This window comes from Ardenticatena maritima (assembly GCF_001306175.1).
Taxonomy (GTDB): Bacteria; Chloroflexota; Anaerolineae; order Ardenticatenales; family Ardenticatenaceae; genus Ardenticatena; species Ardenticatena maritima.
In genome coordinates, this window is the sequence record NZ_LGKN01000003.1 from 356,036 (window position 1) to 368,302 (window position 12,267).

The 12,267-nt window shown below is 59.1% G+C and carries 10 protein-coding genes; 6 read left to right on the forward strand and 4 right to left on the reverse strand.

The window, feature by feature from the left end; translation table 11 throughout:
* Position 1 precedes the first annotated feature (1 nt).
* The 3 genes from SE16_RS01610 to SE16_RS01620 form a co-directional block, all read right to left on the reverse strand.
* Complete coding sequence (locus SE16_RS01610) at positions 2-442, reverse strand: OsmC family protein (RefSeq protein WP_054492801.1); 441 nt, start codon at positions 440-442, stop codon at positions 2-4.
* 146 nt (positions 443-588) lie between these two features.
* Positions 589-1,176: a Yip1 family protein gene (locus SE16_RS01615; RefSeq protein ID WP_054492802.1), complete on the reverse strand. Its 588-nt coding sequence runs from the start codon at positions 1,174-1,176 to the stop codon at positions 589-591.
* A gap of 166 nt (positions 1,177-1,342) precedes the next feature.
* A complete protein-coding gene (locus SE16_RS01620; RefSeq protein ID WP_054492803.1) occupies positions 1,343-1,750 on the reverse strand; it encodes a DoxX family protein in 408 nt (135 codons plus the stop codon).
* Positions 1,751-1,979: 229 nt separating this feature from the next.
* Here SE16_RS01620 and SE16_RS01625 point away from each other — a divergent pair, with 229 nt between their 5' ends.
* The 4 genes from SE16_RS01625 (at position 1,980) to SE16_RS01640 (ending at position 8,129) form a co-directional block, all read left to right on the forward strand.
* The gene (locus tag SE16_RS01625; protein ID WP_054492804.1) at positions 1,980-3,173 is read left to right on the forward strand and encodes a phosphoglycerate kinase; all 1,194 of its coding nucleotides are present in this window, start codon (positions 1,980-1,982) and stop codon (positions 3,171-3,173) included.
* A gap of 99 nt (positions 3,174-3,272) precedes the next feature.
* Positions 3,273-5,063, forward strand: coding sequence for a pyruvate kinase (gene pyk / locus SE16_RS01630; protein ID WP_200907247.1), 1,791 nt, complete (start codon positions 3,273-3,275; stop codon positions 5,061-5,063).
* Positions 5,063-6,367, forward strand: coding sequence for an ABC transporter substrate-binding protein (locus SE16_RS01635; RefSeq protein WP_060687117.1), 1,305 nt, complete (start codon positions 5,063-5,065; stop codon positions 6,365-6,367). The genes pyk and SE16_RS01635 overlap by 1 nt, the downstream gene beginning before the upstream one ends.
* Positions 6,368-6,389: 22 nt before the next feature.
* Complete coding sequence (locus SE16_RS01640; RefSeq protein WP_054494458.1) at positions 6,390-8,129, forward strand: sugar phosphorylase; 1,740 nt, start codon at positions 6,390-6,392, stop codon at positions 8,127-8,129.
* Positions 8,130-8,141: 12 nt separating this feature from the next.
* On the opposite strand, the gene SE16_RS01645 is transcribed toward SE16_RS01640, so the two are convergent.
* Positions 8,142-8,618 (reverse strand): DUF4442 domain-containing protein, encoded by a 477-nt coding sequence (locus SE16_RS01645; protein WP_054494457.1) that lies wholly within the window; start codon positions 8,616-8,618, stop codon positions 8,142-8,144.
* Positions 8,619-8,772: 154 nt separating this feature from the next.
* Between SE16_RS01645 and SE16_RS01650 the strand changes: the two genes are divergently transcribed.
* Both SE16_RS01650 and SE16_RS01655 read left to right on the forward strand, forming a co-directional pair.
* Positions 8,773-10,854: a chloride channel protein gene (locus SE16_RS01650; protein ID WP_054494456.1), complete on the forward strand. Its 2,082-nt coding sequence runs from the start codon at positions 8,773-8,775 to the stop codon at positions 10,852-10,854.
* Positions 10,855-11,015: 161 nt separating this feature from the next.
* Positions 11,016-12,074, forward strand: coding sequence for a phosphotransferase family protein (locus SE16_RS01655; protein WP_054494455.1), 1,059 nt, complete (start codon positions 11,016-11,018; stop codon positions 12,072-12,074).
* The last annotated feature ends 193 nt before the right edge of the window (positions 12,075-12,267 follow it).

The window sequence follows — 12,267 nt, forward strand, 5'->3', positions numbered from 1 at the left end:
CTTATTCTGCTCCGTTTTCAATCGTGAAATCGTGGGTCAGTTTGGTGACGCCGCGAATGGTTGCCGCAACCGAACAGTACTTTTCTTCGGAAAGGGCGATAGCGCGGGCGACTTTCTTTTCATCCAGGTTTGTGCCGCGGATGGTGTAATGCAGGTGAATATGCGTGAAGGCATAAGGCGGTTCTGTTTGCTGAGTCGTCTCAGCGGTGATTTCGAGCGCGCGTATCTGCTGGCGTTGCCGCTTCAGAATCATCACAACGTCATAGGCGGAACAGGAAAGCAAACTCAATACAAGCAAATCGGATGGCTTGGGGGCTTTCCATTCCACCCATTCTTCATCTTCGCGCGGCCATGAACCGGAAACAACGACATGCCCGAAACTGTCGCGTCCAATGAAGAGTTGGCTGTCGTCGCCAATCCATTTGAGTGCTACGCTACCCATTTGATGCTCCTTCTGCTTGGTTTTGATGATGGTGAAAAGATGCGTTCCAAGTATATCACACAGGCGCAAAAAACGCGCAGTGCGGAGGCAGAAACATGAAAAAACCGGGGGTTCTTCCCCCGGCAGGTGAATGTATGGCGAAAAGACTATGATGCGGCGAGCCCGAAAACCGTCAGAATGATGGAGATACCTATCCTAACGATGAACTGGACAACCCACGCCACAACAGTCGTAATGATCGCGGGCGTTGATTCAAGATTCATGCTCGCGCGGACCGCCAGATACGTGAGGTAAATCATGTAGATTTGGATGAGAAAGGTAAATAGCAGTGCCAGGCAATTGAGGAGGGGAATGCTGCCAATGATGCTATTGAATGCCAGAAGCGGAGCGCTGATGAGTGCGATCGTGTAGAAGACTTCATCTTCCGTTCCCGTGCCGCCTTGCTGTTTGCCAATCAAGTGCACCAGATAGGCGAATACATAGAACCCTGCAACGGGAATCACAAGCCCCCTGATGAGCGCACCAATAACACTCATCATGCTGGCGTTTCCCACGACGGCGAAAATGAGGGCTATGACTGCGGAGAAAGCAGCGCTCACAACAGCCGCTGCGATGACATATTGGAGCGCATCCTGTTTTGTGCCGTTGCGCTCAACACGTTCAAACGTAGCGACACTCGGACTCGTGAGAACAGCGATACTTTCATTCAACATTTCAGTGATTGGGCGGCTCATCTAGGCACCTCCTGTAAAAGGTTTGAACTTGACGGAGTGCACCGAAAGCGGGGCGGGGAAGTGTGTGCAGGTTGATTGTATCAAATACAGGTAGGGTTTGCAACCCTATATTGAATCGGCAAGAAAAAAGCCCCCTTGCGGGGGCGATGAGATTACTTGCAACGACCTACTCTTGCGCGCTTCGTCCTACATTGTTGCCAGCCAGCACGAAGAAGAGTGCCAGAAGAAGCAATGTTGTCTGAAACTCCATGCCACCCATCGGGTGTGTTTCCGAAGGGACAAACGACCATTGCCCCCAGTGGACTTTGGCAATCGCCCCAAGCATTGGCGGAATGAGCAGCAGTCCGCCGATACGTGTGACGATGTCATTTGGCAAGAAGCCGCCCACCAACACCAGCAGACCGCCCCCCGCTTCCATCAAGCCCACCAATAGCCAGACCGCCGATGAAAGCCCCATCATTGCGCCGCCGCCGGGGTTGGTGATTTTGCCCCAGCCGTGATAAATGAAGACAGCCGCCAACGCAATGCGCAGCAACCAGTGGGCGTACGGCGAAAATCGTTTCAAAGCGTCCATAGCATTCCCTCCTCATGGATTGATTGTGTGCACGGGGATGTGCATACTTCATAGAAGCCACAGCCTCACATAATCTTACGTCTTGCAGGCGTTGAATGGATGAATTTTTGTGTTTTGCCGGCATTGGGCACACAGGGCTTGCCTGAGATGCCGCCCGTGATACAATCGCCGACGGCACAGCGGCGTGCCTCCACCTGCAACTCAACAGACTTCAAAATGGAGGCCTGCAATGCGTAAGAAGACGATTCGTGATGTGGACGTCAACAACAAACGTGTCCTCGTTCGCGTGGATTTCAACGTCCCGCTCAAAGATGGCGAAGTTGCCGACGATATGCGTATTCGTGCCGCACTTCCCACCATCCAGTACCTGCTTGACCACAACGCCAAAGTGATCTTGATGAGCCACTTGGGACGCCCAAAGCCCGAAAACCGCGACCAATTTCGCATGGACCCCGTTGCGCGGCGTTTGGCTGAACTGCTGGGGCGCCCCGTCAAGAAGTTGGACGCCGTCGTGGGACCCGAAGTGGAAGCCGCTGTAGCGGCAATGCAGCCTGGCGATGTGATTCTGCTGGAAAACACCCGCTTTGAACCGGGAGAAAAGAAGAACGACCCTGAACTGGCGCGCCAGTTGGCGGCGCTTGCCGATGTCTATGTCAACGATGCGTTTGGGAGCGCCCACCGCGCCCACGCCAGTACAGCCGGCGTGAAGCAGGTGCGCCCCGACCTGCCCGCCGTGGCTGGCTTCCTCATGGAACGCGAACTGGAATTCCTGGGGAAGGTGCGCGAAAACCCCGAACGCCCCTACGTGGTCATTCTGGGCGGGGCGAAAATCTCCGACAAAATCGGCGTCCTGGAACGCCTGGCGCAGATTGCCGATGCGGTGCTCATCGGCGGTGGAATGGCCAACACCTTCTTCAAGGCGCTGGGCTACGAAACAGGCACCTCGCTGGTCGAAGAGGATGCGGTGGAGACCGCGCGCGACCTGTTGCAGCGCTACGACGGAAAACTGCACCTGCCGGTGGATGCCGTTGTTGCCGACCGTTTTGCGCCGGACGCCGAGGCTGAGGTGGTGGACGTGCAGGCTGTGCCTGCCGACAAGATGATTCTTGACATTGGTCCCAAGACAATCGAACACTTTGGCGACATTCTGCGCTCCGCCAAAACCGTCTTCTGGAATGGTCCCATGGGCGTGTTTGAGTTTGAACGCTTTGCCAAAGGCACCTTCGCCATTGCCGAACTGCTGGCGCAGCTCGACGGGGCGACGACTGTCGTAGGGGGCGGCGATTCGGCGGCGGCGGTGCGCAAAGCCGGCTTGAGCGACAAGATGACGCACGTCTCCACGGGCGGTGGGGCGTCGCTGGAATTCATGGAAGGCAAAGAACTCCCCGGCGTGGCAGTGCTGGATGACGCCGAAAACGCCTGACCCTGCAAGCGCCAAGCGATTGGTTGGCATACGCCGACCAATCGCTTTTTTTTGCTTTGTGTGTCCGGAAAATGTGAGTGAGAATGTGAGGAAGTCGGTATGATTGACGAAACAACACATCGAGAACCGTTGCGGCGAACCAAAATCGTCGCCACTATTGGCCCCGCCTCGCGTGAGCCGCATGTGCTTGAAGAACTCATCCGCGCAGGCATGAACGTTGCCCGCCTCAATTTCTCGCACGGCACACATGCGCTGCATGCTGAAAACATCGCGCGCATTCGCGCGGCGGCGATGCACGTGGGGCGCCCTGTGGCCATTCTCGCCGACTTGCAGGGGCCCAAACTGCGCGTGGGGCAACTGCCCGACGAGGGGCTTCCCCTGGAAGAGGGGGAAACGGTCGTGTTGACCCCCTTCCCCGACCGCGTGCAGAGCCCGCACAAGGTTATCCCCGTGCAGTACGAAGATTTGCCCCGCGCCGTCGAACCAGGCGACCGCATTTTGCTGGACGACGGCATGCTGGAACTGCGCGTGCTGGCGTGCGATGAGGAAACCGTCACAGCCGAGGTGGTCATTGGCGGCGTGTTGAAGAGCCGCAAAGGCTTGAACCTGCCGCGCACCACGCTCAACATTTCCGCCATTACCGAAAAAGACCGCAAAGATTTGCTCTTTGTGCTTGAACAACAGGTTGATTGGGTGGCGCTCTCGTTCGTGCGCACCGCGGACGAAGTCTACGAACTCAAAGAGATCATCCGCCGTTCCAGCCCCTTTGGTCGCCCTGTGCCGGTGATTGCCAAAATCGAGAAGCCCGAGGCGCTGGAGAACCTGGATGCGATTATCGAAGCCGCCGACGGCGTCATGGTGGCGCGCGGCGACCTTGCCATTGAAACATCCAGCGAAGTGGTGCCCCTGGTGCAAAAGGACATCATCCGCCGATGCAACCGTGTGGGCAAGCCGGTGATTACAGCGACCCAGATGCTTGAATCCATGATTCAGAACCCACGCCCTACTCGCGCCGAAGCCAGCGACGTGGCGAACGCCATTTTGGACGGCACCGATGCGGTCATGCTTTCGGCGGAGACGGCGGCGGGCAAATATCCCGTGCAAGCCGTCGAAATGATGGCGCGCATTGCCCGCGAAGCCGAAAACGTCCTGTTGCGCGAGGGACCCCGCTATTACGGGCATACGACCCACAAGGGGCGCTATGCCATTGCCGAAGCGGTTGCCCACGCCACCGTCAGTACAGCGGTTGAACTGGGCGCGACGGCGATTATCACCCCGACAATGTCGGGGAGCACGGCGCGCCAGGTGGCGAAGTATCGCCCCCCGCAAGTGATTGTTGCCACGACGCCCAACCCGAACATTCAGCGGCAGTTGGTGCTCTTTTGGGGCGTCTATCCCCTGTTGTCGCGGCGCACTGAAAACACCGACGAGATGATTCACAATGCCGTCAACATTGCGCTGGAAGGCGGTTTTGTGCAGGAAGGCGACATTGTGGTACTGACAGCGGGCACGGCGGAGAGCCCCCCCGGCAGTACCGATTTGATGAAAGTGCAGTACATTCGCCGCGTGTTGGTGCGTGGGCAGGGGATTGGCAACCAGGTGGTGACGGGACGGGTGCGGCGTCTGGAATCGCCGGTTGACCCACACCTGATTGTGGATGCGTCGGATATCATTGTGACGAGCAAGACCGACCGCTCGTTCATTGACGTGGCACAGCGGGCGGCGGGATTGATTAGCGAGCAGGAAGGCATGAACGCCCACAGTGCCATTTTGGCGATTGAACTCGGTTTGCCGGCGGTGGTGGGCGCCAAAGACGCCACCAAAATTTTGCAGGATGGGCAGATTGTGACGATTGACGCCCGCCAGGGCGTGGTGTACGAGGGGGATTGATGCGCCGTTGGCTTTTGGTGCTTGGGTTTTTGGTGCTGGCGGCGTGCCGGCAGATTCAGCCGCCCCCGCCCGGCCCGCAGCCGCCGTGGGATGCACCGCCCCCGACGCCGACGCCCTCGCCGCAGGGTGTGGTGCGTGTGCTTGCCTCGTGGCGGGGTGGGGAAGAAGCGGGCTTTTTGCTGGTGGCAGAAGCGTTCAAGGCGCGAACGGGTATCGTGGTCGAGTATGTCAGCAACGCCGAGGTGGCTGACGGCTTGTTGGCGGAAATCGAAGCCGGAACCCCGCCTGACATTGTCTTTCTCCCAAAACCCAATTGGCTCACGGAATTGGCGTCGGCGAACGCGATTCCACCGCTTCCCGAAGACGTCGCCCGCGCGTTGCAAACACACTACGCCCCCGCGTGGGTGGCGCTGGTGACGTATGAGGGGCAACCGTATGGCGTGCCGTTCCGCGCCAACAGCAAAAGTTTGCTCTGGTATCGTCCCGACCGTGTGGGAACGGAGACGCCGCCCGCCACATTGGACGACCTGGACGCGCTCGCCGACCGCCTGGCGGCGCAGGGAACCGCGCCGTTGAGTGTGCCCGCCCGCGACGGCTGGCCGCTGACCGACTGGTTCGAGAACATTTTGCTTGCCGAAGCGGGGCGTGCCACAACCGAGGCGCTGGCGATGCACCGCACAACATGGACCGCGCCCGAAGTGCGGGCGACCGCCGAGCGGTATGTGGCGTTGCTGGAAGACCGCCACTTGCTGGGGGGCGCGGTGGGCGCGCTGGACTTGGCGCTTGCCGAGAGTACCGATGCGTTTGTGCAGGGGGACGCCGCCATGTGGTTGGGGCTGGGACCCGTGATGAAGAATGCGCTGCAAAAGCGCCCCGACGTGCAGTTTGGGCGCGATGTGCGCGTGTGGGATTTTCCCGCCGATGGCGGCGTGGTGGGAATTGTGGATACGGCGGTGGCGCTCAACACCCGCCCCGAGACGGCGGCGCTGTTGGCGTGGCTGGCGACGCCCGAAGCCGCCCAACTCTGGGTTGAAGCCCCGCCTGAACAGGGATACTTCATCTCGCCCAACCGGGATGTGCCGCTGGAGGCCTACACCGACCCCCTGCAACGAACCGAGGCGGCGCAGTTGCAGCAAGCGCGCACGTTCGTGTACGACCTTTCCGACCGTTTGCCGCGCTTGCTGACGGCGGATGTGCAAACGGGTTTGCAGCGCCTTTTGCGCGAACCCGATGCGCTGGATGACGTGCTGACGGCGATAGAAACCACTGCCGCCCGCGAACAAGGGATTCACGAGGCGCGCTAAAAACCAGACGGAGGGAGGGCGTATGCCAACACCACGGGAGCGAATGCAGGCGCGTTTGCGTTTCATCTACGGCGAAGAGACGGCGCGCGCGCTCTGGCCACGGGTGGCGGCGTTGCTGGATGCGTACCGAACACGCCACCCCGAATGGCGCGCCGCCGTGGTCCCGCCGGAAGAACGCCTGACGGAGCGCGACGCATTGGTCATCACCTATGCCGACCAGATTCAGCGCGAGGGGGAACCGCCGTTGCGCACGCTTGCCCACCTCTTGCCCGACCTGGTGACGCCTGACATCAATTGGGTGCATTTGTTGCCCTTCTACCCCTACTCGTCAGATGACGGCTTCTCGGTGATTGATTACAAGGCGGTCAATCCCGAGTTTGGTACGTGGGACGATGTCGCCCGTTTTCGTCCACGTATGCGCCTGATGTTCGATGCCGTCATCAACCACATTTCGAGCCAGAGCGCCTGGTTTCAGGCGTTTTTGCGTGGTGAACCCCCCTACCGCGATTTCTTCATCGTGGTTGACCCGAACACGGATTTGTCGCAGGTGGTGCGCCCCCGTACCACGCCTTTGCTCACGCCGTTTGAGACGGCTGAGGGCGTGAAGTACGTCTGGACGACGTTCAGCGCCGACCAGATTGACCTGAACTATGCCAACCCCGATGTGTTGCTGGCGGTGCTGGATGTGCTGTTGTTCTACGTAGAACAGGGCGCGGAACTGATTCGACTGGACGCGATTGCCTTTTTGTGGAAGGAGATTGGGACGCCCTGCATTCATCACCCCAAAACACATGCCATTGTCAAACTCTTTCGCGATGTGTTGGATGATGTTGCGCCCAACGTCATGCTCATTACCGAAACGAATGTGCCGCACGCCGAAAATATTTCGTACTTTGGCAACGGCTATGATGAAGCGCAGTTGGTGTACAACTTTGCGCTGCCGCCGCTGGTGTTGCACACCTTCGCCACCGCCTCGGCGGCGCAGTTGAGCGCATGGGCGGCAACGTTGCACACCCCTTCACCCGCCACCACCTTCTTCAACTTCCTGGCGTCGCACGACGGTATTGGTGTGCGTCCTGTGGAAGGCATTTTGTCGGCGGAAGAGATTGAGGCGCTGGTGGCGCGTACCCTCGCGCATGGGGGGCGTGTTTCGTACCGTGCTTTGCCCGATGGCGGACAAAGCACGTATGAACTCAATATTACCTATTTTGACGCGCTCAACGATCCGGCGAACCCGTCGCCGCTGGATGTCCCCCGTTTTCTGGCGGCGCACGCTATCATGTTCGCCCTGGCGGGCATGCCCGCCGTGTATGTGCATAGCCTCTTTGGCTCGCGCAATTGCCAGTGTTGTGTAGAAGAACGGGGCTACAATCGCGCCATCAACCGCGAAAAGTTTGCCTACGAACCATTCATGCGTGAACTGAACGACCCCCAAAGCCTGCGGCGGCGCGTTTTTGATGGTATGCGCCATTTGTTGGCGGTGCGGCGCACGTTGCCCGCTTTTCATCCCACGGCGGCGCAGGAGGTGCTCACGCTGGACGACGCCGTTTTTGCGCTGGTGCGGCGTCCTGTGCATGTGGAAGCCGCGCCCGTTTTGGCGCTCATCAACGTGACGCCGACGCCGCGCCGTGTGGTGGTGCCTGTGGACGTGTTGGGGGCGGGCGTCTGGCGCGAAACCCTGGCAGGGGTGCGCTTGCATGTTGATGGCACGAGCCAAACCGTCGAACTGCCGCCCTACGCCGTGCAATGGTGGACGGTGTAGGGCGGCACGCCCTCACCCCTGGCGCTTGCGGCGCACATAAAGCACTTTCTTGACCTCGGCAACGACTTCACCCGCCTCATCTACAACATTCACCATAAACGTTGGGCGATACGGCTTGCCGTCGGCGGTGGCGCGGCGGATATCCTCGATTTGCGCCTCATTCAGCGTGAACACAGCGCGCACTTTGCCGCGCCCCGGTCGGCGGAACACAATTTCAGCCGCCTGGTCCCACACCACGTAATCGGGCCCCAAAATGTTGATGAGCATGAGCATGTAGAAGGGGTCTGTCATGCTGTAAAGACTTCCGCCGAAGTGTGTGCCCACGTAATTGCGATTGTACCAGTGCAGCCGCATTTCAACTTCCACATAGCGGTAATCGGGGCTGATGGTGCGCACTTTGATCCCCGCTCCAAGATAGGGTGGGTAGATGTTGAGCCCCCAACGAAGCCAACGGGGATCGCGCAGCCAACGACGAAACCACCTTTTCATGATGCGCCTCCGATGTCAGGGATGGGTGTTGGTGCCATGTGCGGGGTACTATAAAACAGCTATGCTCGGCGGCAAGCTGTGCACAACGCGTGTTGCCTGTTTGTCTGAGCGGTCTATACTCGCCGGCTGATTCCACGCTGAGGAGGGAGAGAAGATGACAGTGCGTGACGAGATGTCCCAAGCTGATGTTCCCGCACCTTCACAATGGGCGCTTTGGGTGGAGCGGCTGGCGGCTATTGCGCGTTGGCACCCACCCGAAGAAGTGGTGTTGTTGAGCACAGCGGTTTTCGTAGGGGTTGGCACAGGGTATGGTGCGGTTGTTTTTATCTGGCTGATTCAGCAGATTACCAATTTGCGGCTGACGTTTGAGCAGCAGATGGGGGTCGTAGGGCTGATTGCCTTTATGGCAATCGCTGGTGTTATTGTGGGGGTGATGGTCTCGCGTTGGGCGAGTGAAGCCAAAGGGCATGGTGTCCCCGAAGTGATGGAAGCGGTAGCGGTACGTGGTGGGCGCATTCGCCCCCGTGTGGCGCTGGTGAAAATTCTGGCGTCGGGGTTGACCATTGGTGCCGGTGGGTCGGCTGGGCGTGAAGGCCCTATCGTGCAGGTGGGGGCGGCGCTTGGCTCCACAGTGGGGCAATTCTTGCGTTTTTCAAACGACCGCGTGCAGACACTTGTGGCGGCGGGCTCGGCGGCGGGGATTGCCGCAACCTTCAACGCGCCCATTGCCGGCTCGATTTTCGCGCTGGAAGTGATTTTGGGGCGTTTTAGCGCCCGCAACTTTGGGGCGGTGGTGATTAGCGCCGTCTCGGCGAGTATTATCAGCCGTATTTACCTCGGTGATCAGCCGGCCTTTGCTGTACCGGCGTATCCCCTGCACCATCTTGGTGAACTTCCCATTTACGTGGTGTTGGGACTGTTGGCGGCAGTGTTGGCGGTCATCTTCATTCGTGTGCTTTATGCGTTGGAAGATTTCTTCGACAATTGGTCTGTGCCAATGCCCATCAAAACCGCTTTGGGGATGGTGCTCACGGGGGCGGTCGCTTTGTTGCTGCCGGGGCGTGAAGTGCTGGGACCCGGCTTGCACATGATTGGTGAGTTGATTGCTGAAAATATCCCGCTCACGTTGCAAATGATGGCGGTCTTGCTCCTGTTGAAACTGGCGGCGACCAGTTTCACGCTTGGTTCGGGGAACTCGGGCGGTGTTTTTGCGCCGAGCCTCTTCATGGGGGCGGTGCTGGGTGGTATCGTCGGGCAGGTCGCCCATGCCATTTGGCCTGATGTGGCGGTGAACCCTGGCGCGTATGCCATTGTTGGCATGGCGGCGACGTTTGCCGGTGCGGCGCGTGCGCCCATTACGGCAGTGCTTATTGTGTTCGAGATGTCGAACGATTACAAACTGATTTTGCCGCTCATGCTGGCAACCGTGATTGCAACCTTCTTTGCCGAAGCCTTGTTCAAGGAATCCATCTACACGCTCAAACTCAAACGCAAGGGCATTACCATTCAGGCCGGGCGCGATGTGGACGTGCTGCAGGCGGTGACGGTGGGCGAAGTGATGAGCCGCGACTTTGGCGCGGTTTCCACGAATACGACCCTCACCGAATTGTCGGACTTCTTTGCCCGCACGCACCGCCACGGTGCGTTGGTGTTGGATGACAAAGGCAAACTCTGGGGGCTGGTCACCGTCAGCGACCTGGACCGCGCGGTGGAGGAAGGTTTGCCGCGGAGCACACACGTGACGGAAATCGGCACACCGCGGGCGCGTTTGGTTGTTGCGTTCCCCGATGAAACCCTCGCCGAAGTGTTGACGCGCATGGGGATTCGCGGCTATGGGCGCTTGCCCGTGGTTGCGCGTGAAGACCCCACGCATGTGCTGGGCGTCATTCGGCGTGAGGAAGTCATACGGGCGTACAACATGGCGTTGGCGCGCCGTGCGGAACTGCAACACCGTGCCAAACGGGCGCAGTTGCGCAATATTGACGGCACTGAATTTGTTGACATTACGTTGAATGAGGGAGATGCGGCGGTTGGCAAACGGCTTGTCGAGATTGCGCCACTCTTGCCGCAGGACAGCATTATCATCTCTGTGCGCCGTGATGGGCGCATGCTGATTCCGCATGGGCAAACCGTTTTCCAGGCGGGGGACAGCATTACCGCATTTGTGCGCACCAGCGATATCGAGCAACTGTTCAACGCGCTCAAATCTGGCGCGGAAACGGCGCAGCAAAGCTGAAACAGGGCGCGCAGAGCGCACGCACATGTTCAACCTGGCAGGTTGGTACACGCCTGCCAGGTTTTTTATGCCAAAAAGGCTTGACGCAGCGGGCGTTTGCTTCTACTGTTTTGGGGAAAATCGGCGGTCAGATACCGCTATGTGCATGGGAGGAGCGCGAAATGGCTTTCGACGAAACCATCCCAATGCGTCCGGGTGAAGAAATACCGGTTGAGCGTTTGGCGACCTATTTGCGCGGGCGTTTGCCGGGGAGTGAAAACCCTTTGCGTGTGCGTCAGTTTGGTGGCGGTGCGGCAAACCTGACCTACCTGCTCGACTACGGCACGCACCAATACGTCTTGCGCCGCCCACCCCAAGGACCGTTGCCGCCCTCGGCGCATGATATGCACCGCGAGTATCGCGTGCTTTCTGTGCTCTGGCAGGCGTTCCCGCTGGCGCCGCGTGCTTTTCTGTTTTGCGAAGATGAAAGCGTCATCGGTGCGCCCTTTTTCGTCATGGAGCGGCGCGTGGGTGTGGTGGTACGCCGCGAGATGCCGCCCCAGTTTGCCGCTATCCCCAACGCGGCGCGCTTGATGAGTGCGGCGCTGGTAGATGCGTTGGCTGATTTTCATGCAGTGGATTTTGCAGCCTTGGGGTTGAGTGATTTGGGCAAGCCGCAGGGCTTCATCCACCGCCAAATTGAAGGCTGGTATCGGCGCTGGCAAGCCGCCCAAACGCACGATTTGCCGCTGATGGATGAGTTGCATGCCTGGCTGTTGGCGCATGAACCGCCCGAACAGCCCCCGACGCTTGTACATAACGATTACAAACTTGACAACGCCATGTTTGCCGAGGACGACCCCGCGCGCCTGGTGGCGATTTTTGATTGGGATATGTGCACGCTGGGCGACCCATTGAGTGATGTGGGGGCGCTGCTGGCCTACTGGACGGAGCCTGACGACCCACCGCATATGCGGGCGATGGCCGCCTGGATTATGCCCACGGGGTATGATTTTATGCGTCGTGAAGAGCTGGTTGAACGGTACGCCCAGCGCAGTGGCCGCGATGTTCGGCATATCGGGTTCTACCACACATTGGGGCTCTACCGCATCGTGGTCATTCTCGCGCAAATTTACAAACGCTATGTCGCGGGGCAAACGCAAGATGAACGCTTTGCCGCCTTTGGGACACTCATTCCACTGGTTGCGCAAGCCGCTGCGGATGTTGCAGCGCGGGTGTAAAGCAACAAAATGCGCTCCTGTATGAATGAACGATCATTTTGCATTTACAATCCGTTCACGCTTTTTTGATAAACCATTTCTACCATGGGAGCAGAAACGCCAACCGAGTGATGAAAGGAGGCTCCCATGGGCAAGAAGAAGGATCCGCGCAAGATCGCCGAGGAACTGGACAAGAAGTTGGGTCCCAGCAAGG

Excerpts from the sequence above, each read along its gene's own strand:
- SE16_RS01610 (WP_054492801.1), bottom strand. The coding sequence starts at position 442 with ATGGGTAGCGTAGCACTCAAATGGATTGGCGACGACAGCCAACTCTTC.
- SE16_RS01635 (WP_060687117.1), top strand. The coding sequence starts at position 5,063 with ATGCGCCGTTGGCTTTTGGTGCTTGGGTTTTTGGTGCTGGCGGCGTGC.
- SE16_RS01620 (WP_054492803.1), bottom strand. The coding sequence starts at position 1,750 with ATGGACGCTTTGAAACGATTTTCGCCGTACGCCCACTGGTTGCTGCGC.
- SE16_RS01650 (WP_054494456.1), top strand. The coding sequence starts at position 8,773 with ATGACAGTGCGTGACGAGATGTCCCAAGCTGATGTTCCCGCACCTTCA.
- SE16_RS01640 (WP_054494458.1), top strand. The coding sequence starts at position 6,390 with ATGCCAACACCACGGGAGCGAATGCAGGCGCGTTTGCGTTTCATCTAC.
- pyk (WP_200907247.1), top strand. The coding sequence starts at position 3,273 with ATGATTGACGAAACAACACATCGAGAACCGTTGCGGCGAACCAAAATC.
- SE16_RS01645 (WP_054494457.1), bottom strand. The coding sequence starts at position 8,618 with ATGAAAAGGTGGTTTCGTCGTTGGCTGCGCGATCCCCGTTGGCTTCGT.
- SE16_RS01625 (WP_054492804.1), top strand. The coding sequence starts at position 1,980 with ATGCGTAAGAAGACGATTCGTGATGTGGACGTCAACAACAAACGTGTC.
- SE16_RS01615 (WP_054492802.1), bottom strand. The coding sequence starts at position 1,176 with ATGAGCCGCCCAATCACTGAAATGTTGAATGAAAGTATCGCTGTTCTC.
- SE16_RS01655 (WP_054494455.1), top strand. The coding sequence starts at position 11,016 with ATGGCTTTCGACGAAACCATCCCAATGCGTCCGGGTGAAGAAATACCG.